We start from the raw sequence: 21,762 nt of genomic DNA, 5'->3' as shown, positions 1-21,762 counted from the left end.
GTGACCTCCCGTTACGCGCGGTGTTCCCCGGGGCCCTGGACGCGACCATGCTCCTGAGGCATGCCGAGCCAGACCACCGTCACCGCGCCTCCAGGCCGTCCCGCTGCACCGTCGACCACCGCGACCCGTCGTCGGGTCGCCCTCGCGTCGTTCGTCGGGACGACCGTCGAGTACTACGACTTCTACCTCTACGCGACGGCCTCGGCGCTGGTGTTCGCGCCGACGTTCTTCCCGTCCGTGACGCCGGCTGTCGGGGTCATCGCGTCGTTCGCGACCTACGGCGTCGGGTTCGTGGCGCGGCCGCTCGGCGGGGTGATCGCCGGCCACCTGGGTGACCGGATCGGGCGGAAGAAGCTGCTCGTCGCGTCGCTGGTGCTGATGGGCATCGCGTCGACGTTGATCGGGGTGATCCCGTCCGCCGCGACCATCGGGGTCGGCGCCGTCGTGGCGCTCGTGTTCCTGCGGCTGCTGCAGGGCGTCGCGGCCGGTGCGGAGTGGGGCGGCTCGGCGCTGCTGTCCGTCGAGCACGCGCCGGAGCGGCACCGGGGGCTGTTCGGGGCGTTCACGCAGATGGGGTCGGCCGGTGGGATGCTCCTGGCGACCGGGGTCTTCACGCTCGTGCGGTCGCTGCTCGGCACCGAGGCGTTCCTGGCCTGGGGCTGGCGGCTGCCGTTCCTGTTCTCCGCGGTGATCGTGGCGGTCGGGCTCGTCATCCGGCTCGGTGTGCAGGACGCCCCGGTGTTCCAGGAGCTGCGCGCCTCCGGTGGGGTCGAGCGGTTCCCGGTGTGGCAGGCGATCCGGCAGCACCCGCGGTCGATCCTGGTGACGGCGGGCCTGCGCCTCGTGCAGCCGGCGCTGTACTCGATCCTGACGACGTACTCGCTGACCTACCTCGGCAACGTGCGGGGGCCATCGGGCTCGGACGCGGGGCTGCAGGCCGTGCTCGTGATCTCGGCGGTGTCGCTCGTGTCCACGCCGTTCTGGGGGTGGCTGTCGGACCGGGTCGGGCGGCGGGTGCTGACGATCTGGTCGGCGGTGGGCATCGCGGTGCTCATCTGGCCGTTCTTCGCGTTCCTCGACGCCGGGCCGCTCGTGCTGCTGCCGCTCGTGGCGCTGATCGGGATGTGCGTGTTCCACGACAGCATCTACGGGCCGCAGGCGGCGTGGTTCGCGGAGCAGTTCCCGACCGGGCGGCGGTACTCGGGGATGTCGCTCGGGTACCAGATCGGGTCGATCTTCTCGGTGGGGCTGACGCCGCTGCTGGCCGCGGTGTTCGTGCAGCTCGGGGGTGGCTCGCCGTGGATCCTGTGCGGGTACCTCGGGGTGTACGCGGTGCTGACGATCGTGGCGGCGGTGTTCGCGGTGGATCCGCGGGCGGTGGCGCGGCGGGAGGCGCGGGCGGGCGCGGGGGCGGGCGCGGGCGCGGGCGCGGGCGGCGGGCGCGGCGGGCTGACGTTTCGCGCTGGGCGACAGTTCTCGCCTTCCCGAGGCCGTGAGGTGTCGCTCAGCGCGAATCCTCGGTGCCGCCACGTGCCGCCGCGCGCCGCCATGTGCCGCCGTGCGGCGCCGCGGGCCCGCCGGGCGCTACGTCGGCAGGACCACGTCGGCCAGGGCAGCCGGGTCCTCGGCGGCGATGAAGGCCTGCTCCTGCGCGGCCCAGCGGTCCCACTCGCGCGCGAAGACCTCGCCGTCGCGGCCGATCGCCCGGTCCCACCGCACGGCGTCGTCGGCCTCGAGCCACACCCGCAACGACGCCAGCGGTGCCGACGCCTGCGACAACGCCCCGCACCCCTCGACCACGATCGGCAGGTCGGGGTCCACCGACGCCCAGCCCGCGGGCGCATCGGCCGCCCAGTCCCAGCGTCGGTACCCGCTCGGCGCTCCGAGGACGTCGGTCACCACGGCATCGGCAGCCGCACGCAGGCCGTCCCACCCCGGGTACACGTCGTCCAGGTGCACGAGCTGCGCGCCGAGCTGCTCCGCGACCTGTGCTCCGAGGGTGGTCTTGCCCGTGCCGGACCGGCCGTCGATGAGCACGACGGCGCGCCGGCCCGTGGCACCGGCGACTCCGGCAGCAGCAGCGGCCAGACCGGGGGCGAGGTCACCGGCGGTCGTGCCCGTCGGGCCCGTCGTGGCCGTCGGGCCCGTCGTGGCCGTCGGGCCCGTCGTGGCCGTCGGGCCCGTCGTGGCCGTCGGGCCCGCCGCGCCCGTCGTGCCCGTCGCGCCCGTCGCGGCCGTCGCGCCGTCGCCGGCCGACGTCTCCGTCGGCCGGTCGGTGCCCGTCGTGCCGGCTGCGCGCTCCGTGTCAGGCACGCCACGTCCCCACGCTCACCGCGACCGCGATCGACACCACACCGATGCCGACCAGCACCGCCACCATCGCCCACTCCGGCCCGGCGAACCGTGCGACCCGCGCCCAGGTCCGCCGTCCAGGAGCACCGAACCCCCGCGACTCCATCGCCACCGCCAACGTCGTCGCCCGGCGCAACGCGAGCACGAGCAGCGCGAACGCCATCGTCGCCCCGCGTCGCAGCCGTCCGGAGTCGGCCAGCCCTCGGGCACGTCGCGCCATCGCGAGCTGTCGCCAGTCGTCGACGAGCAAGGTCATCATCCGGACAGCGGCGAGCGCGCCGAGCACGAAGCGCGCGGGCAGCCGGAGCACCTGCGCGAGCCCGTCGGCCAGGTCGGTCGGGTCGACCCGCACGAAGAGCGCGATGGCTGGCACCCCCACCGCGAGGACCCGGAGCGCCGTCGCCAACGCGAGCGTCAGTGACCCGTCGGTGACGTGCGCGAACCCGAGGTCGAACCATTCCCGACCCGAGGGTCTGCCGTACAGCGCGATGCTCACCGCCGTCAGCGGCACCGCGAGGAGCACCGGTGCGAGTCGGAGCAGCAGGGTCCGGACCGGCAGGCGCAGGAGCGGCAGGAGTGCGAGTTCGAGCGCCAGGGCGACGGCGGCGGAGACGACGTCGAGGCTGAGCACCAGGCAGACGCCGAGGGCGAGCACACCGATCAGCGACGCGACCGGCTGGACACCGGGGATGCCGGTCGCGCGGGCCGGCAGCGGTCGTCGCACGGGGTTTGTCGCGTCGGTTCCGTCCACCGCGTCCGCCGCGTCCGCCGTGTCCGTCCGGTCGGCCGTGTCGATCCGGTCTGGAGGCCCGGGGCGACTTCCGACTGTCGGCCCGGTCTCCGGGGCGGTCGCGACCGACGGCCCCTGGTCGCTCCTGACGGACCGGGCGCCGTCCGGCCCGAGCACGACCTCGTCGGCGTCGAGTGCCCGGACGAGATCGCGGTCGTGGGTGACCGCCACCACAGCGGTGCCGGCGTCGGCGAGGGCCCCGAGCCGCCCGACGACGGCCTGCCACGTGGCACGGTCCTGCCCGGAGGTCGGCTCGTCGAGCACGACGACCGGCGGCCTGGCCGCGATGACCGAGGCGATCGCGAGTCGTCGTTGTTCGCCCCCGGACAGCGTGAAGGGGTTGGCGTCGGCCAGGTGTGCGAGCCCGAACTCGTCGAGCAGCGCGGTGGCTCGTTCGGCGGCGTCCGGCGCATCGAGTGCTCGGGGTCCGGCCTCGATCTCCTCGCGGACGGAGCGGGCGACGAACTGGTGCTCGGGGTCCTGGAACACCGTGCCGATCCGGGCGGCGAGTTGACGGCTCGTCCAGGCGTGGGGCGCTGCGCCGATGCCGTCGGCGAGGGCGTCCGTGGCGTGGAGCTCACCGGCTGCCGGTGGGAGCAAGCCCGCGAGGGTCAGCCCGAGCGTCGACTTGCCGACGCCGTTCGGTCCGGTGACGGCGAGGACCTGCCCGGCCCGGAGCCCGAGGTCGATGCCGTTCCCGACCGGTTGCTTCCCCCGTGCCGTGCCGAGCCCCCGGGCGTCGAGCAGTACCGCTGTTGCCTGGTCACGCTCCCCCGCGCCGACCCCCTCGCCGGGCTCCCCCTCGCCGAGCGGGCGGAATGCCGCGGTCACCCCACCGGACGCCCCGGGCATTTCGCCCGCTCGTCCCGCCGACGTCATCTCCCGCGCTCCCTCGCCGGGCTCCCCCTCGCCGAGCGGGCGGAATGCCGCGGTCGCTCCGCCGGACAACCCGGGCATTTCGCCCGCTCGCCCGCGCGCACGCCGCAGCCGCCGGGCAGAACCACGCGCCGGCTCGGCACCGGGCACCCAGACCCCGGCCGCCGTGAGCGCCTCGCCGTGGTCCGCCAGCACCCGGGCCGGCGGGCCGTCCGCGACCACGCCGCCGCCCGGTTCGAGCAGCACGAGCCGATCGACCAGGTCCAGCCAGGTGCCGATCCGGTGCTCCACCACGAGCAGCGTCGCCCCGGTCTCGTCGAGCAGTGCCCGGACGGCGTCGTGCACCTGCGCCACGCCGTCCGGGTCGAGGTTCGCGCAGGGTTCGTCGAGCACGAGCGCACCCGGCCGCATCGCGAGCACGCCCGCGAGCGCCAACCGCTGCCGCTGCCCACCGGACAGCTGCGCGGTGGAGCGGTCGAGCGGCAGGTCGAGGCCGACGACGTCGAGCGCCGTCCGCACCCGGTCCCAGGTCTCGTCGCGGGGGACGCCGACGTTCTCGCAGCCGAAGGCCACGTCGTCGCCGACCCGGGACATCACCGTGTGTGCCTCGGGGTCCTGCATGACGAGACCGACACGCCCGCGGACCGCGCGGGGGTCGGCCTCGTCGACCAGGAGTGTCCCCTGCACCGAAGCAGCGGTGTCGTCCGAGGCGTCGGGCTCGTCGGGGAGCACGCCGGCGACGGCTCGCAGGAGGGTCGACTTGCCGGCACCGGACGGCCCGACGACGGCGACCCGCTCCCCCGGCGAGACGGTCAGGTCGACGTCACGGACGGCCCAGGCGTCGCGCTCCGGGTACCGCCAGCCCCAGCCACGGAACACGATGCGCGCCCCGCGGACGCCGGCACCTGCGCCGGCGTCGCCGCCGGTGGAAGGGGACGTCGCCGACGGAGCGGGCACGGTCACACCAGGGCGCGGGGTTCGCGACGGCTGTGCTCGCGGCCGGCCGCGAAGGACGACAGCACCCCGGTGCGGGCGAGAGCCCGGACGATGAGCCACGATCCCGCCCCCGCGATCACGGCACCCGAGACGACCGCACAGATCACGTAGACGACCTTGAAGGCGACGTCGAGCCCCGGGTACCAGAGGACGGTGTCGTTGATGCCGAGCGCGAGTCCGGCCGCGGCACCGGCGAGCACGACGACCGGCAGGCGGTAGACGCGGTACAGGAACAGCGCGAGGATGATCTCGGCGCCGAGACCCTGGACGAGTCCGGCCTCGAGCGTGAGCCATCCCCACTGGGTGCCGAACAACGCCTCGACCGAGGCAGCGACCATCTCGCCGTAGAGCGCGGCGCCGGGCTTGCGGACGACGATCGCGACGATCGGGCCGGCGAGCAGCCAGACCCCGCCGAACAGGGCCTTGGTGCCGGGGAGCACGAGGTCCATGACGGCGCTGATGGGTTCGTAGCCGAACTCCCAGAGCCGGAAGACGACTCCGAGGGCCACCGCGAGGACACTCGCGACGACGATGTCGACGACCCGCCAACGCAGCGATCGCCGCGGAGCGGTGGTGACGGTTGTGGACGTGCCTGAAGGCATGCTGCTGACTCCTCCCTGCGCCGGCATGATCCGGATCAGGTTCGACGGTCGGAGCGCCGATCGCTCCCTCTCAGCCCGGCGGTCCCGGACTCCCGTGTGTGTGCCAGCAGTCTAGACGCGGTCGCGACCGCGTGACGGACGGGAGGCCCGTGGCGGCGTCGCCACGGGCCTCCCGTCCGTCAGGTGGTCACTTCTTGAGCGCGCGCACCAGCTTGCGGAGGACACGCCCGGCCACCCACACGAAGGGGATGCCGACGACGATCAGCGAGATCGGGTTCGGCTCGAACACGAGGTCCTTGCCCGGGCGGCGGACGTAGGCGCCGACGGGGGCCGACAGGCCGCCGCCACCGCCGCCACCGTTCTCGTCGTCTCCGCCGCCGCCGAAGCCGAACCAGCTGACGGACACGGGGATGAGGGTCTGGTCGCCGACCTCGACGGGTTCTCCGTAGTTCGTGGAGACCCCGAGCGGGCGGACCTGGTCTGCGATCTTCGAGACGATGTTGGCCATGCGCGCGACGCTACTCGTCCGTTCCTCCACAGGCCGCGGGGCGCAGTGGGCATCCACAGCTGGGGCTTGTCTGCGGACGCGGACGAGCGCCGCCGATATGTTGGCCGCACCCACACCTGGAGGACCGTTTGCACACCTGGCCCGGAAACCCGTACCCGCTCGGGGCGACCTACGACGGGAGCGGCACGAACTTCGCGCTGTTCTCCGAGGTCGCCGAGCGCGTCGAACTCTGTCTGTTCGATTCCGACGGCAACGAAGAATGCGTCCGCCTGCTCGAGGTGGACGCCTACGTCTGGCACGCGTACCTCCCCAACATCGGCCCCGGGCAGGAGTACGGCTTCCGCGTGCACGGCCCGTACGACCCGGACTCCGGCGCGCGCTGCAACCCGTCGAAGCTCCTGCTCGACCCGTACGCCAAGGCGACGAGCGGCGAGATCGACTGGGACCAGTCGCTCTTCTCGTACACGTTCGGCGACCCGGACTCGACCAACGACGAGGACTCCGCGTCGCACATGATGAAGGGCGTCGTGATCAACCCCTTCTTCGACTGGCAGGGTGATCGCCCGCCGCGCACGCCGTACGGCGAGACCGTCATCTACGAAGCGCACGTCAAGGGGCTCACGGAGACCCACCCGGACGTGCCGGAAGAGCAGCGCGGCACCTACGCCGGCGTCGCCCACCCCGCGGTCATCGAGCACCTGCAGCGCCTCGGCATCACCACGCTCGAGCTCATGCCGGTGCACCAGTTCGTGAACGACTCCACCTTGCAGGACAAGGGGCTGTCGAACTACTGGGGCTACAACACCATCGGTTTCTTCGCGCCGCACTCGGCGTACTCGTCGTCGGGCGACCAGGGCCAGCAGGTCCAGGAGTTCAAGACGATGGTGCGCGAGCTGCACCGCGCCGGCATCGAGGTCGTCCTCGACGTCGTCTACAACCACACCGCCGAGGGCAACCACCTCGGCCCGACGCTGTCGTTCCGCGGCATCGACAACGCGGCCTACTACCGCCTGGTCGACGACGACAAGAAGTTCTACATGGACTACACGGGCACGGGGAACTCGCTCAACGTCGGGCACCCGCACTCGCTGCAGCTCATCCTCGACTCGCTCCGCTACTGGGTGACCGAGATGCACGTCGACGGGTTCCGCTTCGACCTCGCCTCGGCGCTGGCCCGCGAGTTCTACGAGGTCGACCGGCTGTCGGCCTTCTTCGAACTGGTGCAGCAGGACCCGATCGTGTCGCAGGTCAAGCTCATCGCCGAGCCGTGGGACGTCGGCCCCGGTGGCTACCAGGTCGGCAACTTCCCGCCCCAGTGGTCCGAGTGGAACGGCAAGTACCGCGACACCGTCCGTGACTTCTGGCGCGGCGAATCGTCGACGCTCGGCGAGTTCGCCTCCCGGATCTCCGGCTCGGCCGACCTGTACGAGCACGACGGCCGCACGCCCAAGGCGAGCATCAACTTCATCACCGCGCACGACGGCTTCACGCTGTACGACCTGGTGGCCTACAACGAGAAGCACAACGAGGCCAACGGCGAGGACAACAACGACGGCGAGAGCCACAACCGGTCGTGGAACTCCGGCGCCGAGGGCCCGACCGACGACGAGTCCGTGAACGCCCTGCGGCTGCAGCGTCGCCGGAACTTCCTGGCGACCCTGCTCCTGAGCCAGGGTGTGCCGATGATCGCGCACGGCGACGAGCTCGGCCGGTCGCAGTCCGGCAACAACAACGTCTACGCGCAGGACTCCGAGCTCAGCTGGATCGACTGGGACAGCGCGGACGAAGACCTCATCCAGTTCACCGCCGACGTGGTGAAGCTGCGGCACGACCACCCCACGTTCCGCCGGACCCGGTACTTCAACGGCCGTCCGGTTCGTCGTGGCGAAGGCGAGCCGCTGCCCGACGTGGTCTGGCTGACCCCCTCGGGTGACGCCATGGACCCCGAGGACTGGGACTCCGGCTTCGGCAAGAGCGTCGGCATGTACCTGAACGGCGAGGGCATCCGCGGACGCGACGCCCGTGGTGAGCGCGTCACCGATGTCGGCTTCATCACGTACTTCAACGCCCACGACGACGTCGTGACGTTCACGCTCCCGCCCGAGGAGTACTCCCCCGGCTGGACCGTCCGGATCGACACCGCCGACCCCGGCGCCCGCGACGAGGTGCTCGACGCAGGCACCCCGCTCGACGTCCCCGCCCGGTCGATGATCGTGCTGCGTGCGGAGCCCGACCACGAGGTCACGAGCACCCCGGTCGACGCGGAGCAGGACGGCGCCCCCGAACCGGACGCCCCGCAGGACGCCGTCACCCCGGTGAACCCGGCCGGTTCCACCGCACCGAGCGGAACCGCCCGATGACCGCCGGAACGCCCGGCGCCGCGAACCGCGTCCCCGCGTCGACGTACCGGCTGCAGGTCTCGGCCGACTTCGACCTCGACGCTGCACGCGACCTGGTCGACTACGTGCACGACCTCGGCGCCGACTGGCTGTACCTGTCGCCGGTGCTGCAGGCCGAGTCCGGGTCGAACCACGGCTACGACGTGGTCGACCACACGCGGGTCGACACCGACCGTGGTGGCGACCAGGCGATGCGGGCGTTGGCCGAGGCCGCGCACGCCGTCGGGCTCGGGGTCATCGTCGACGTGGTGCCGAACCACGTCGGCGTCGCGACCCCCGAGTCGAACCCGTGGTGGTGGTCCCTGCTCGAACTCGGGCAGGGCTCCCCCGTGGCGTGGGCCTTCGACGTCGACTGGGAAGCCGGCGACGGCAGGCTCCGCGTCCCCGTGCTCGACGACCGGCTGCTCGAGGCGGTCACGCTGGACACGTCCGACGCCGAGCGTCCGGTGCTCCGCGTCGGCGAGACCGCCTACCCCACCGCACCCGGAACGGTGCACGACGGCGACACCGTCGAGACCGTCCACGACCGCCAGCACTACGCGTTCGTGCACTGGAAGCGTGCCGACCACGACCTGAACTACCGCCGGTTCTTCGCGGTGAACACCCTCGCGGCGATCCGGGTCGAGGAGCCCGAGGTCTTCGCGGCCTCGCACGGGGTCATCGGCGGCTGGTTCCGCGACGGGCTCGTCGACGGCCTGCGCATCGACCACCCGGACGGGCTGTACGACCCGGCGGGCTACCTGCAGGACCTGGCGGAGCTGACCGGCGGGGCCTACACCCTCGTCGAGAAGATCCTCGAGCCCGGCGAGCAGCTGCCGAGCTCGTGGCCGGTCGACGGCACCACCGGGTACGACGCCCTCGGGGTGCTCGACCGCGTGTTCGTCGACCCCGCGGGCGAGCAGGCGCTGACCGCGGCGTCGGGCGCCGAACCGACCGACTGGCAGCAGCTCACGCACGACACCCGACGGGGCATCGCGGACGGCATCCTCGGCAGCGAGGTCGAGCGGCTCGCACGCCTGCTCGCGCCGAGCGCCGCGACGGAGACGATCACGCACGAGCGGATCGTCGACGCGGTCGCCGAGATCGTGGCCTCGTTCGACGTGTACCGCACGTACCTGCCCGAGGGCGCCCACCACCTCATCACCGCGCTCGAGCGCGCCGCCGAGGCCCGCCCGGACCTCGACGACGTCATCGACCGGATCGCACCGGCACTCGTCGACCCGACGAACGCCGCGGCGGTCCGACTGCAGCAGACCAGCGGCATGGTGATGGCGAAGGGCGTCGAGGACACGGCGTTCTACCGCACCTCGCGCCTGTCGTCCCTGAGCGAGGTCGGCGGCGACCCGAGCGTCTTCGCGGTCTCGGTGGCGGACTTCCACCAGGCACAGCGCGAACGGCTCGGCAGCTGGCCGCACACCATGACGACGCTCACCACCCACGACACCAAGCGCAGCGAGGACACCCGCGCCCGCATCGCCGTGCTGGCCGAGCTCGGCGACGAGTGGGCCGCCACGCTCGAGCGTCTGCAGTCGCTCGTGCCGTTGCAGGACCGCGTGTTCGCCGACCTGCTCTGGCAGGCGATCGTCGGCGCCCGGCCCGCCAGCCGTGAGCGTCTGCACGCGTATGCCGAGAAGGCCTCCCGCGAAGCCGGTGACAGCACCACCTGGACCGAGCCCGACGAGGCGTTCGAGCAGCAGATGCACGCGATCGTCGACGCCGCGTTCGACGACCCGGACGTGGTCGCCGTACTCGACGCCCTCGACGAGCAGATCGACGCCGCCGGGTGGTCGAACGGTCTCGCCCAGAAACTCGTCCAGCTCACCGCCCCGGGCGTCCCCGACGTCTACCAGGGCACCGAGTTCTGGGACCGCTCGCTCGTCGACCCCGACAACCGTCGTCCGGTCGACTACGCCGAGCGGCGCCACGTGCTCGCCGAACTCGACGGCCCGGACGACGACGGCCCCGAGGACCTGCCGACCATCGGCATCGACGGTGCCGCGAAGCTCCTGGTCACGACCCGCGCACTGCGCATCCGTCGGGACCACCCGGAGCTGTTCACCCGGTACCTGGAGCTCGAGGCCACCGGCAGCGCGGCCGACCACGTCATCGCGTTCGACCGCGGCGGTGCCGTGACGATCGCGACGCGTCTGCCGATCGGCCTCGACCGAGTCGGCGGTTGGGGCGACACGCTGGTGCACGCCGTCCCCGTCGAGCGCATCGACCTGCTCACCGGCCGACACGTCCCCGCCGACCGCGGGATCGCGCTGGCCGACCTGCTCACCACCTACCCGGTCGCGCTGCTCGTGCCCGCCGACGCGGTCGGTGCAGCCGGCCACGCCGACGCGGTGACCGCCGTGTCCGACGCGAGCGGTGCCTCCCGGCCCGCCGCCGACCGCACGACGGACGCCACCGAGACCGACGCGCAGGCCGAGATCGACATCCTGGAGGGTCACGCATGACCGCACCCGACCGTTACGCCGTCTGGGCGCCCGAGCCGGACCGGGTCCGGCTCGTCGTCGACGACGTCGAGTACCCGCTCACCAAGGGCGATGACGACTGGTGGTCCACCGACGCCGTGATGCCGGTCGTCGGCGCACGCTACGGGTTCCGTATCGGCGACGACGACGCGGTCCGACCGGACCCGCGAAGCCGGTACCAGCCCGAGGGCGTGCACGGCCCGTCCGAGGTCGTCGACCCCGCACGGTTCGCGTGGACCGACGAGTCGTGGACCGGACGCCCGGCCCGCGGTGCCGTGATCTACGAGATGCACATCGGCACCTACACGCCCGAGGGCACGCTCGACGCCGCCGCCCAGAAGCTGGACCACCTGGTCGAGCTCGGGGTCGAGTTCGTCGAGCTGCTCCCCGTCAACGCCGTGAACGGCGAGTGGAACTGGGGCTACGACGGTGTCGGCTGGTTCTCCGTGCACGCCCCGTACGGCGGCCCGGACGCCTACGACCGGTTCGTCGACACGGCGCACGCGCTGGGGCTCGGGGTCATCCAGGACGTCGTCTACAACCACCTCGGACCGAGCGGCAACTACCTGCCGCTGTACGGCCCGTACCTGCTGGCCGGGCTCGGCAACACCTGGGGTGACTCGGTGAACGTCGAGCACCCCGAGGTCCGCCGGTACGTGCTCGACAACGTGCGCATGTGGTTCCGCGACCACCACGTCGACGGGCTCCGGCTCGACGCCGTGCACGCGATCCGCGACACCACCCGCCCGCACGTGCTGGCCTCGATGGCGGACGAGACCGACGCCTACTCGTCCTTCATCGGTCGTCCGCTGTCGCTCATCGCGGAGTCCGACCTCAACGACCCGGTGATGTTCCGGCCGCGCGAGGCCGCCGGGTACGGCCTCGCCGGGCAGTGGTCGGACGACTTCCACCACGCCGTGCACGTGGCGCTCACCGGCGAGACGAACGGCTACTACGCCGACTTCGCTCCGCTGTCGGCGCTGGCGAAGGTGTTCGAGGACGGCTTCTTCCACGACGGCACGTGGTCGTCGTTCCGCGGCAAGCGGCACGGCCGGCCGATCGACCGTGGCACCTCCCCCGTGACGGCCCTGGTCGTCGCGAACCAGAACCACGACCAGATCGGCAACCGCGCCGCCGGCGACCGGCTCGCCGCGACGCTCGACGACGAGGGGCTCGTGATCGCCGCGGCCCTGACCCTGCTCGGGCCGTTCACGCCGATGCTGTTCATGGGCGAGGAGTTCGCGGCCTCGACGCCGTGGCAGTTCTTCACCTCGCACCCGGAGCCCGAGCTCGGCAAGGCCACCGCAGAAGGGCGCATCGCGGAGTTCGCCGAGCACGGGTGGGACGAGTCAGCGGTGCCGGACCCGCAGGACCCGACGACGTTCACCAACTCCAAGCTCGACTGGGCCGACGTCAGCTCGGAGCGGGGCGCGGCGATCCTGCGTGCCTACCGGGTGCTCATCGCCCTGCGGCGCACCGACCAGGCGTTCGTCGACCACCGCTACGAGGCGAACGCCGTCCGCTTCAGCGAGGACCGCCGCTGGCTCGTGCTCACGCGCGGGCTGCTCGGCCCCGACGTGGCGCCGGTGCACGTCGTGGTGAACTTCGCCGACGACGCAGCCGAGGTCCCGGTGCCCGACGCCGTGGGCGAAGAGCTCTACGGCTTCGGCGCGACAGAGGTCGATGCTGGCGTCGTCCGGTTCCGCGGCCGCGGCGTGGTCGTGCTGCGCTAGCCGACCGCGGGGTGCGCGAGCCACCCGCTGGCAGCACACACGAACGGCGACGAACCCACTGGGTCCGTCGCCGTTCGTGTGTTCAGGCGCTCGCGTGTCCCCGGCGTCAGCCCGCGTGGTCGGCCACCGCGTGCGCGTTCTTCCGCACGGACGGCAGCTTGCGGTGGTCCTTCACCAGGGAGCGGGTCTCGCGGATCCGGCGGTCGATGCCCCACTTCGTCACGAGCGCCAGGCTCTCGCGCACGATGTTGCCGCTCATCTTCGAGACGCCGAACTCCCGCTCGGTGAACGTGATCGGGGTCTCCACGACCCGCAGACCAGCCTCGAGGGCACGCCAGCACAGGTCCACCTGGAAGCAGTACCCCTTCGACGCGACCCCGGCGAGGTCGATCCGCTCGAACGCCCGCGACGTGAAGACCCGGAACCCGCCGGTCGCATCGCGCACCGCGATGCCCAGGGCGAGGCGGGTGTACAGGTTGCCCCCGCGGGAGAGCAGGAGCCGGTACCAGGGCCAGTTCTCGACCTTGCCGCCCTTGATCCACCGGGAGCCGAGCACCAGGTCGTTCGAGTCGGCGAGCTCGAGCATCCACGGCAGGTACTCGGGGTGGTGGGAGCCGTCGGCGTCCATCTCGACGAGCTTGGCGTAGCCGTGTTCCAGGCCCCACGCGAAGCCGGACAGGTACGCGCCGCCCAGGCCGTCCTTGACGGTGCGGTGCATGACGTGCACCCGGTCGGTCTCGCGGGCGATGGCGTCCGCGATGTCACCGGTACCGTCGGGTGAGTTGTCGTCGACGACGAGCACGTGCACGGAGTCGTCGGTCGCGGACAACGTGCGCTCGACGATCGGCCGGACGTTCTCGGCTTCGTCGTAGGTCGGGATGATGACCAGGGTCTCGCTCATGGTGCTCCTCGTGCTCCACCCGAATGTACCGGGCCGTGGCTGCGCTCCTCCGCGGAGCGCGCTGCGAACACGATCAGCGTGACCGGTCCTCGCCTGGACGTGGGCGGGGTGGACACGCACCGAGACGGACGGGAGGCCCGGTGCCAGCTGGCACCGGGCCTCCCGTCCGTCGGTCGGTTGCGTCTACGCGGGGCGCGACGACGGGGACACGTTCTTCGACGCGTCCCGTTCCGGGATGTCGCCGAGTGCCTCGTCGATCGCCGCGAGGGCGTCCGCGTCGAGCTTGACTCCGGCGGCCTTCACGTTGTCGGTGACCTGCTGCGGACGCGAGGCGCCGACGATGGCGCTCGCGACGTTCTCGTTCTGCAGGGTCCACGCGATCGCGAGCTGTGCGAGCGTGAGGCCGGCCTGGTCGGCGACGGGCTGCAGGCGCTGCACGGCTTCGAGGACCTCGTCGCGCATGAAGCGCTTGATCATGTCCGCGCCGCCCTTCTCGTCCGTGGCACGCGAACCCTCGGGCAGGGGCTGACCCGGCTTGTACTTGCCGGTCAGGACGCCCTGCGCGATGGGCGACCAGACGATCTGCGACAGGCCGAGCTGCTTCGAGGCGGGGACGACCTCGCCCTCGATGACCCGCCACAGCATCGAGTACTGCGGCTGGTTCGAGATGAGCTGGAAGCCGAGCTCCTTGGCGAGTGCGGCACCGGCGCGGATCTGCTCGGCGGACCACTCGCTGACGCCGATGTAGAGCGCCTTGCCCTGGCGGACGACGTCGGCGAAGGCCTGCATCGTCTCTTCGAGGGGGGTCTCGTAGTCGTAGCGGTGTGCCTGGTAGAGGTCGACGTAGTCGGTCTGCAGTCGCTCGAGCGAGCCGTTGATCGACTCCATGATGTGCTTGCGGCTGAGGCCGACGTCGTTGTGTCCCTTCGGGCCGGTCGGCCAGTAGACCTTCGTGAAGACCTCGAGCGACTGGCGCCGCTCGCCCTTGAGCGCCTCGCCGAGGACGGTCTCGGCGGCAGTGTTGGCGTACGTGTCCGCGGTGTCGAACGTGGTGATGCCGGCGTCGAGCGCTGCCCGCACGCACTGGGTGGCGACGTCGTTCTCGACCTGCGAGCCGTGCGTCAGCCAGTTGCCGTAGGTGATCTCGGAGATCTTGAGTCCGGAGTTGCCCAGGTACCTGAATTCCATGGTCCCGACGCTACTGGAGTGAGCGCGCACGTGAGGGGTCCCGCGAGTGCCTGTCGGGGTGGGTGTGGCGTGTGGGCGTGCGGTTGGGTGGGTCCGAGGTCAGGTCAGGGTCGGGGTCGGGGTCGGGGTCGGGTCGGGGTCGGGTCGGGGTCGGGTCGGGGTCGGTGGTCGGTGGTCGGTGGTCGGGACCGGGATACGCGAGCGGGCGAAATGCCACGGTGCTCTTGCCAGCCCACCCACACATTTCGCCCGCTCGCCCGGATGACCCCGGGCTGCGGCTTCCGTGCTCCCTGCCGTCGCCTCCACCCCGCGAACGGGCGAAACACCGCGGTGCGGTCGGCGGCGGGCGCGGTGTTTCGCCCGCTCACGGGGGCAACCGTCCCTCCACATGGGCGAGAGCGGGCAAGCCGTCCACAGAGGAGGCCCGAATCCCGTCCTCGGGGTCGGCTCGCCGTCACGCTGTGGAGATGACCGCAAGACGCCGACTCCCGATGGCACTCCGCGACGCTTCGTTCCGGGTACGGGATGCGCTGCACCGAGGCGTTTCGCGTGGCCGACTCGACGCTCGAGATCTCGTCCGCCCGTTCCACGGCGTCCGATCAGCGTTCCCACCGGAGTCCGTGGATGAACGAGCAAGGGCGCTCACTCCTCGACTCCGCCCCGATCAGGTCTTCAGTCACGTCACTGCGGCAGCGATCATCGGCGTCCCGCTCCCCCGCCGTCTCGAACGCGACCAGCGGTTGCACGTCACGACGATCGGTACCGACCAAGCGCTCCGGGTTCGCGGCACGGTCGGCCACCGAGCTCGGTACGGTTCGGTCCGCGCGACGATCGCACGAGGAGTGCCGCTGACCACTCCGGCCGACACGTTCATCGCACTGGGCTCGATGCTGACGCTCGACGAACTCATCGTCGCGGGCGACGCGCTCGTGGGGTGGCTCGGCTGGGCGACGCTCGACGAACTCGCCCAGGCCGTCCGACGACGACGCGGCATTCGCGGCATCGTGAAGCTCCGCCTCGCGCTCGATGAGATCCGGAGGGGATCTCGGTCTCCCGGAGAGACCCGGACACGGCTGGCACTCGTTCGCCGCGGGCTCCCAGAGCCGGCGCTCAACCACGATGTCGTCGTCGACGGGCAGTGGGTCGCATGTGTGGACCTCGCCTACCCCGATGCCAGGGTCGCGATCGAGTACGAGAGCGATCTGCACCGCACCGATCCAGCCACCTTCCGGAAGGACCTGACGCGCGGGGAGCACCTCAAGGACGTCGACTGGTGGCTCGTCAGAGCAACAGCAGACGACGTCGCGCACGGTGCCGACCGTTTCGTGCACCGCATCCGTCGGCTGCTCGAGGTCGGTGCCGGAGGAGCTCACGACACGCGGTTTGCGACACTTGGGTGAACAATGGTTGACGCTTCAACCAAAACGGTGCACACTGTCGTAGTATCAACTCGATGCAGGCGCATGGAACGCGTCGCACCGCAGACTCTCGTTCGGAAGAAGGACCACCATGACGCTCACCGCTGACACCGTTCCCGGCTACAAGACCGGCACCTGGAAGATCGACCCGACCCACTCCGAGGTCACCTTCTCGGTCCGCCACCTCGCCATCAGCAAGGTCAAGGGCAAGTTCGAGACGTTCGACGCCACCGTCGTCACCGCCGAGAACCCGCTCGAGTCGACCATCGAGGCCAACATCGACGTCGCGTCGATCAACACCGGCCAGGAGCAGCGCGACCAGCACCTCAAGACGAGCGACTTCTTCCTCACCGAGGAGCACCCGCAGCTGACCTTCCGCTCCACGAGCATCGAGGCGAAGGGCGACGACCTGCACATCGCCGGCGACCTGACCCTGCGCGGCGTCACCAAGCCGGTTGTCCTCAAGGCCGAGCTCGGTGGCTTCACCACGGACGGCTACGGCCAGGTCAAGTTCGGTGCTGAGGCGACCACGAAGATCGACCGCACCGAGTTCGGTGTGAACTGGAACGCGGCGCTCGAGGCCGGCGGCTTCACGCTCGGCAACGACGTCACGATCAACCTCGACGTCCAGTTCGTCCTCCAGGCGGCCTGAGCCACCTCTGACTCAACGCCCGACTGAGGGCACCGAGCGGCACTCCCCGAACCCGAGAAGAACGCCCCGACTCCGCACGGAGTCGGGGCGTTCTTCGTTGTCGGCACCGCTCCCCCGACCACGAGCGGGCGAAACACCCTGGCCCTTCGTCCTGTCACGTCAGGCATTCCGCCCGCTCGACGATGCCGGGCGCCGAAGTCGACGCTGATCCCCGCAATCACGCCCACGCCGGCGCCCGTGCGCACGCCCACGCCCACGAGCGGGCGAAAGACCGTGAAGATCCCCGTGGCAGGCCGGACATTTCGCCCGCTCGCGCAACGAGGCGCGAGCACGCCCGGGACAGGGAGCCAGCGGGCACGAGCGGACGAGCGCACGAGCGCCCGAGCACCCGAGCGCCCGCCACCGCCCCCGCCCCCGCGTACCGTTGGCACGTGCGACGGCACCAAGGGAATCCGCGCGCCGGACCCCGAGTTGCACGAGAAGCACCAACCACGAGCACGCCCGCACGACGAACAGGAGCACCACCATGGCCACCGACTGGATCGCGATGCAGGCCCTCGCGGCAGCCGAGTTCGGCCGCCGCGTCGCCGCCGTCACCGACTGGGACGCCCCCACCCCCGACTCCGAGTGGATCACCCGCGACCTCGTCGCCCACGTCGTCGACGAGCAGCGCTGGATCCCGAAGCTCCTGACCGGGTGCGACTACGCCCAGGCCCAGGCCGACCTCGAGCCGATCGGCGACGACCTGGTGGCCGAGTGGCACCGGTTCGCCACGGCGGCCAGCGACGCCTGGCGGAACGCCCCGCAGGACACCCCCGTGCACCTCAGCACCGACGTCGTCCCCGCCGCGCAGTACCTCACCGAGCAGACGAGCGACATCACCATCCACACGTGGGACCTCGCCCGGGCGACCGGCACCGAGGAGTCCCTGCCCGACGAGCTCGTCCGCGCCGTGTGGGAGTACTTCGAGCCGCAGATCGAGTACCTCGCCGCCACCGGGCTGTACGCACCCCCGGTCGACGTCACCGAGGACTCCCCGCTCCAGGTCCGTCTGCTCGCGGTCACAGGCCGTGATGCCAGAGTGACTGCATGACCACCGACACGAAGCGCCTCGGCAACTCGGGGCTCGAGATCAGCAGCGTCGTCCTCGGCATGATGTCGTACGGCGACCCGGACCGGGGATCGCACGCCTGGAGCGTCGGCATCGACGACGCCCGCCCGTTCGTCCGTCGCGCGTTCGAGGCCGGCATCACGACCTTCGACACCGCGAACGTCTACTCGGACGGCAGCAGCGAGGAGATCACCGGCACCCTCCTGGCCGAGCTGGCTCCGCGCGAGGACGTCCAGGTCTTCACGAAGGTCTTCAACCGGATGCGTCCCGGCCGGAACGGCGCCGGACTGTCGCGCGCGGCGATCATGCACGAGATCGACGCGTCCCTGACCCGGCTGGGCACGGACTACGTCGACCTGTACCAGATCCACCGCTTCGACCCGGTGACGCCGATCGAGGAGACCATGGAGGCCCTCCACGACGTCGTCAAGGCCGGCAAGGCGCGCTACATCGGCGCGAGCAGCATGTGGACGTGGCAGTTCGCCGAGATGCAGCACACCGCGGAGCGCCACGGCTGGACGAAGTTCGTGAGCATGCAGGACCAGTACAACCTGCTCGAACGCGAGGAGGAGCGCGAGATGCTCCCCTTCTGCGAGCACACCGGCGTCGGCGTGATCCCGTGGAGCCCCCTCGCCCGCGGCCGAGTCACCCGCCCTTGGGACGCCTCCGGTTCGGGCTCACGCGCGCAGACCGACGAGTTCGGCAAGACCCTCTACAAGCAGGACGAGGACGCCAACCGCGCGATCGTCGACGCGGTCGAGGCCGTCGCCACGGAGCGCGGCGTCCCGATGGCGCAGGTCGCCCTGGCCTGGGTCGCCGGCAAGCCCGCGGTCTCCGCGCCCATCGTCGGCGCGACGAAGGAGCACCACATCGACGACGCGGTCGCAGCCGCCTCGCTGACGCTCACCGACGACGAGGTCACGCGACTCGAGTCCGCCTACACGCCCCGGGTGCCGTCGGGTTTCTGACGCCCCCACGAGCGGACGGGAGGCACGGTGCCAGCTGGCACCGTGCCTCCCGTCCGTCACGTGGTCGCGGTGACCGCCGTGCTCAGGCGACCGCGCTGCCGTCGGCGCGCTGCAGGCGCGCGATGCGCCGCCGCGCGGCCCGTTCGGAACCGGTCTGGTCATCGAGCACCGCACCGATCCCGTCGAGCACGAGCTTCGTGGTGCGGACCACCGGCAGCTCCACCGGGCCGACGATCGGCGCACGGAGGCCGAGGAGCGACCGGTGCCGCGGGTCGAGCGTGGACACCGCTCCCTGGAACACGGCGCGGTAGCCGGGTCGCAGCAGGCGGGACAGCGGCGGGTCCTTGATGAACCGGACGACGTCTCGGGTGCGCGAGTCGACCAGGAGTTCGCCGCGGTCGAGGTACCCGTTCATCTGGGCGCGGAGCTCCGCCTCGGACTCGGGCGGGTCGACGATGCGCATGAGCCGCCCGGCCTCGGCCCATTCGCACACGTAGGCGTCCGCGCCTCCGGGGATCGGGCCGCCCCAGCGCTGGGCGGCGCGGAGGAACGCGTCGGTGAAGGCGAGGTGCACCCAGCGCGCCAGGTCCGGGTCGTTGGCCGCGTAGGGACGGGTGGTGCCGTGCGCGTCGACGTACTGCCCGCGGACGCGCTCGTGCAGCCGGAGCACCCAGTCGCTGCCGCTGCGGGCGGTCTGCCGGTCGCCGTACGTGACCGTGGCGATCCACCGGCTGGTGCCCGCCAGGCGACCGAACGGGTCCTCGCGGTAGCGGGAGTGGTCGGCGACGCCCGCGAGCGCGCCGGGGTGCAGCGCTTGCACGAGCAGTGCCCGCACGCCGGCGACGATGCCGTGGCTCCCGCCGTGCACCGCCCACGTGGCGGAGCCCGGACCGAAGAAGCCCGCGTCGGTGCCGTGTTCCAGGTCGTCCATCCAGGCTTCCGTGCCGGTCGAACCACCCGTGAACGTCTGGTTGAGGCGGGACCGGAAGACGTCGGAGACAGTGGACATGTCGTCATGTTCCGTCCGTCACCTGGGCGCGGGGGTGGCATCGCGCAAAGTGGCCCTCCCAGCGTGCACGGGGGTGGCCCACTAGGTTGGGTCGGGTGAGCATCGACACGCCTCGTCCCTGGCTTGCCTCGTACGCCCCGGGGGTCCCGCACGACATCGAGGAACAGAGTGGTTCCCTGTACGACCTGGTCGAGCAGTCGGCCCGGAAGTTCCCCAGGCAGGTCGCCCTCGAGTTCTTCAAGCGCACCACGAGCTACGCCGACCTCGAGGAGCAGATCCTCCGCGCGGCGAACGGCCTGCGGAAGCTCGGCGTGGGCGCGGGTGACCGCGTCGCCATCGTCCTGCCGAACTGCCCGCAGCACATCGTGGCGTTCTACGCGGTGCTGCGGCTCGGCGCGATCGTGGTCGAGCACAACCCGCTGTACACGCCGCGGGAACTCCGCCACCAGTTCGAGGACCACGGCGCCAAGGTCGCCATCGCGTGGGACAAGTCCGTCGCGACGCTGCAGGACTTCCCGGCCGACGTGCACCTCGACGCGATCGTCTCGGTCGACATCACCCGGGCCATGCCCCGGAGCACCCGGCTCGCCCTGTCGCTGCCGGTCGCGAAGGCCCGCGAGTCCCGCGCGAAGCTGACGGCGAAGGTCCGCGGTACGGTCAAGTGGGACGACCTCGCCGACACCCGCAAGCTGTCGAAGCGGCACCCGCGGCCGGCCACCGACGACGTCGCGCTGATCCAGTACACGTCCGGCACAACCGGGACGCCGAAGGGCGCGGTGCTGAGCCACCGGAACCTGCTGGCGAACGCCGCGCAGGCCCGGGCGTGGGTGCCGCAGATCCGCCGCGGCGACAACGTCGTGTACGCGGTGCTGCCGATGTTCCACGCCTACGGCCTGACGCTCTGCCTGACCTTCGCGATGAGCATGGCCTCGCGGCTCGTGCTCTTCCCCGCGTTCGACCCCGCCCTCGTCCTGACGGCGATCAAGCGCCACCCACCGACGTTCCTGCCGGCCGTGCCGCCGATCTACGCCCGGCTGCAGCACGCGGCCGACTCGGCGAAGGTGTCGCTCAAGGGCATCGAGATCGGCATCTCCGGCGCCATGCCGCTGTCGCAGGACATCGTCGAACCGTGGGAGGCCCGGACCGACGGCTACCTGGTCGAGGGCTACGGCCTGTCCGAGTGCTCCCCGGTCCTGATGGCCAACCCGGTCTCCCCCGAGCGTCGACTCGGGTCGATCGGCCTGCCGCTGTCCTCCACCGAGGCGCGCGTGGTCGACCCCGACGACGACACGAAGGTGCTCGGCATCGACGAGCCCGGCGAACTGCAGGTCCGTGGCCCGCAGGTGTTCCGCGGCTACTGGGGCAAGGCCGAGGCCACCGACGAGGTCTTCACGCCCGACGGCTGGTTCCGCACCGGTGACATCGTGGCCATCGACGCCGACGGGTACGTCCGGATCGTCGACCGCCTCAAGGAACTCATCATCACCGGCGGCTTCAACGTGTCGCCGTCCGAGGTCGAGGACACCCTGCTCAAGCACCCGAGCGTCAAGGAGGTCGCGGTCGTCGGCATCCCGCAGGGCGGCAACGAGCAGGTCGTCGCCGCGGTCGTGCCGAAGGACCCCTCGACGTTCGACGCGGCCGCGCTCCGGGCCTGGTCGCGCGAGCACCTGGCGGCGTACAAGGTGCCGCGCCGGGTCGTCGTGGTCGAGGACCTGCCGCGCTCGATGATCGGCAAGGTGCTGCGGCGGAAGGTGCGGGACCAGATCCTGGACGGCTGACGGG

The 21,762-nt window shown here is 71.5% G+C and carries 14 protein-coding genes, 3 pseudogenes and 1 riboswitch; of the genes and pseudogenes, 9 read left to right on the top strand and 8 right to left on the bottom strand.

Annotation, left to right across the window (positions count from 1 at the left end):
- Positions 1 to 60: 60 nt before the first annotated feature.
- Positions 61 to 1,302: pseudogene (locus tag DEJ29_RS05215) on the top strand (MFS transporter); the annotation flags it as partial.
- 282 nt (positions 1,303 to 1,584) lie between these two features.
- Here DEJ29_RS05215 and DEJ29_RS05210 read toward each other — a convergent pair.
- The 5 genes and pseudogenes from DEJ29_RS05210 to DEJ29_RS05190 form a co-directional block, all read right to left on the bottom strand.
- On the bottom strand, positions 1,585 to 2,313 hold the full coding sequence (locus DEJ29_RS05210; protein WP_258376043.1) for a nucleoside/nucleotide kinase family protein: 729 nt from the start codon (positions 2,311 to 2,313) through the stop codon (positions 1,585 to 1,587).
- Positions 2,306 to 3,019, bottom strand: a pseudogene (locus DEJ29_RS18365) (energy-coupling factor transporter transmembrane component T family protein); the annotation flags it as partial. The gene DEJ29_RS05210 and the pseudogene DEJ29_RS18365, both read right to left, overlap by 8 nt.
- A 237-nt stretch (positions 3,020 to 3,256) precedes the next feature.
- Positions 3,257 to 4,975: pseudogene (locus tag DEJ29_RS18360) on the bottom strand (ABC transporter ATP-binding protein); the annotation flags it as partial.
- 2 nt (positions 4,976 to 4,977) lie between these two features.
- On the bottom strand, positions 4,978 to 5,616 hold the full coding sequence (locus tag DEJ29_RS05195) for an ECF transporter S component (RefSeq protein ID WP_110865637.1): 639 nt from the start codon (positions 5,614 to 5,616) through the stop codon (positions 4,978 to 4,980).
- A riboswitch (TPP riboswitch) is annotated at positions 5,611 to 5,722 on the bottom strand. It overlaps the preceding gene by 6 nt.
- Positions 5,723 to 5,803: 81 nt before the next feature.
- Positions 5,804 to 6,124, bottom strand: coding sequence for a hypothetical protein (locus DEJ29_RS05190; RefSeq protein ID WP_027464636.1), 321 nt, complete (start codon positions 6,122 to 6,124; stop codon positions 5,804 to 5,806).
- Positions 6,125 to 6,252: 128 nt separating this feature from the next.
- Here DEJ29_RS05190 and glgX point away from each other — a divergent pair, with 128 nt between their 5' ends.
- From glgX to treZ, 3 genes are read left to right on the top strand one after another with little or no spacing between them, the layout of a single operon-like run.
- Positions 6,253 to 8,484, top strand: a complete 2,232-nt coding sequence (gene glgX / locus DEJ29_RS05185) for a glycogen debranching protein GlgX (RefSeq protein WP_111055658.1) — start codon at positions 6,253 to 6,255, stop codon at positions 8,482 to 8,484.
- Positions 8,481 to 10,982, top strand: a complete 2,502-nt coding sequence (gene treY, locus DEJ29_RS05180; RefSeq protein ID WP_111096103.1) for a malto-oligosyltrehalose synthase — start codon at positions 8,481 to 8,483, stop codon at positions 10,980 to 10,982. Before glgX ends, treY begins: the two co-directional genes overlap by 4 nt.
- Positions 10,979 to 12,733, top strand: a complete 1,755-nt coding sequence (gene treZ / locus DEJ29_RS05175; RefSeq protein WP_110865629.1) for a malto-oligosyltrehalose trehalohydrolase — start codon at positions 10,979 to 10,981, stop codon at positions 12,731 to 12,733. Before treY ends, treZ begins: the two co-directional genes overlap by 4 nt.
- A gap of 106 nt (positions 12,734 to 12,839) precedes the next feature.
- Here treZ and DEJ29_RS05170 read toward each other — a convergent pair whose 3' ends face one another.
- Together DEJ29_RS05170 and DEJ29_RS05165 are read right to left on the bottom strand one after the other, a co-directional pair.
- Entirely contained in the window at positions 12,840 to 13,634 is a 795-nt protein-coding gene (locus DEJ29_RS05170) for a polyprenol monophosphomannose synthase (RefSeq protein WP_111096102.1), read from the bottom strand.
- Between the two features lie 183 nt (positions 13,635 to 13,817).
- Positions 13,818 to 14,822 (bottom strand): aldo/keto reductase family protein, encoded by a 1,005-nt coding sequence (locus tag DEJ29_RS05165; RefSeq protein WP_027464631.1) that lies wholly within the window; start codon positions 14,820 to 14,822, stop codon positions 13,818 to 13,820.
- 620 nt (positions 14,823 to 15,442) lie between these two features.
- Here DEJ29_RS05165 and DEJ29_RS05160 point away from each other — a divergent pair.
- The 4 genes from DEJ29_RS05160 to DEJ29_RS05145 all read left to right on the top strand — a co-directional run bounded on the left by DEJ29_RS05160 (position 15,443) and on the right by DEJ29_RS05145 (position 18,971).
- Positions 15,443 to 16,222, top strand: coding sequence for a putative endonuclease domain-containing protein (locus DEJ29_RS05160; RefSeq protein ID WP_284174108.1), 780 nt, complete (start codon positions 15,443 to 15,445; stop codon positions 16,220 to 16,222).
- 109 nt (positions 16,223 to 16,331) lie between these two features.
- Positions 16,332 to 16,892, top strand: a complete 561-nt coding sequence (locus tag DEJ29_RS05155) for a YceI family protein (protein ID WP_111096071.1) — start codon at positions 16,332 to 16,334, stop codon at positions 16,890 to 16,892.
- A 526-nt stretch (positions 16,893 to 17,418) separates the two neighbouring features.
- Positions 17,419 to 17,985, top strand: a complete 567-nt coding sequence (locus DEJ29_RS05150) for a TIGR03086 family metal-binding protein (protein ID WP_111096070.1) — start codon at positions 17,419 to 17,421, stop codon at positions 17,983 to 17,985.
- On the top strand, positions 17,982 to 18,971 hold the full coding sequence (locus DEJ29_RS05145; protein WP_111096069.1) for an aldo/keto reductase: 990 nt from the start codon (positions 17,982 to 17,984) through the stop codon (positions 18,969 to 18,971). Before DEJ29_RS05150 ends, DEJ29_RS05145 begins: the two co-directional genes overlap by 4 nt.
- An 82-nt stretch (positions 18,972 to 19,053) precedes the next feature.
- Here the strand turns inward: DEJ29_RS05145 and DEJ29_RS05140 are convergent, their stop codons facing one another.
- Positions 19,054 to 19,980: an oxygenase MpaB family protein gene (locus DEJ29_RS05140; RefSeq protein WP_111096068.1), complete on the bottom strand. Its 927-nt coding sequence runs from the start codon at positions 19,978 to 19,980 to the stop codon at positions 19,054 to 19,056.
- A gap of 95 nt (positions 19,981 to 20,075) precedes the next feature.
- On the opposite strand from DEJ29_RS05140, the gene DEJ29_RS05135 reads away from it, so the two are divergent.
- Positions 20,076 to 21,758, top strand: coding sequence for a long-chain-fatty-acid--CoA ligase (locus DEJ29_RS05135; protein ID WP_111096067.1), 1,683 nt, complete (start codon positions 20,076 to 20,078; stop codon positions 21,756 to 21,758).
- Positions 21,759 to 21,762 lie beyond the last annotated feature (4 nt).

It is taken from the genome of Curtobacterium sp. MCPF17_021, assembly GCF_003234605.2.
GTDB classification, from domain to species: Bacteria; Actinomycetota; Actinomycetes; order Actinomycetales; family Microbacteriaceae; genus Curtobacterium; species Curtobacterium flaccumfaciens.
Note: the sequence above shows the minus strand (reverse complement) of the source record. Positions and strands in the feature narration are given on the sequence as shown.

Excerpts from the sequence above, each read along its gene's own strand:
- DEJ29_RS05195 (WP_110865637.1), bottom strand. The coding sequence starts at position 5,616 with ATGCCTTCAGGCACGTCCACAACCGTCACCACCGCTCCGCGGCGATCG.
- DEJ29_RS05190 (WP_027464636.1), bottom strand. The coding sequence starts at position 6,124 with ATGGCCAACATCGTCTCGAAGATCGCAGACCAGGTCCGCCCGCTCGGG.
- treY (WP_111096103.1), top strand. The coding sequence starts at position 8,481 with ATGACCGCCGGAACGCCCGGCGCCGCGAACCGCGTCCCCGCGTCGACG.
- treZ (WP_110865629.1), top strand. The coding sequence starts at position 10,979 with ATGACCGCACCCGACCGTTACGCCGTCTGGGCGCCCGAGCCGGACCGG.
- DEJ29_RS05170 (WP_111096102.1), bottom strand. The coding sequence starts at position 13,634 with ATGAGCGAGACCCTGGTCATCATCCCGACCTACGACGAAGCCGAGAAC.
- DEJ29_RS05165 (WP_027464631.1), bottom strand. The coding sequence starts at position 14,822 with ATGGAATTCAGGTACCTGGGCAACTCCGGACTCAAGATCTCCGAGATC.
- DEJ29_RS05155 (WP_111096071.1), top strand. The coding sequence starts at position 16,332 with ATGACGCTCACCGCTGACACCGTTCCCGGCTACAAGACCGGCACCTGG.
- DEJ29_RS05150 (WP_111096070.1), top strand. The coding sequence starts at position 17,419 with ATGGCCACCGACTGGATCGCGATGCAGGCCCTCGCGGCAGCCGAGTTC.
- DEJ29_RS05145 (WP_111096069.1), top strand. The coding sequence starts at position 17,982 with ATGACCACCGACACGAAGCGCCTCGGCAACTCGGGGCTCGAGATCAGC.
- DEJ29_RS05140 (WP_111096068.1), bottom strand. The coding sequence starts at position 19,980 with ATGTCCACTGTCTCCGACGTCTTCCGGTCCCGCCTCAACCAGACGTTC.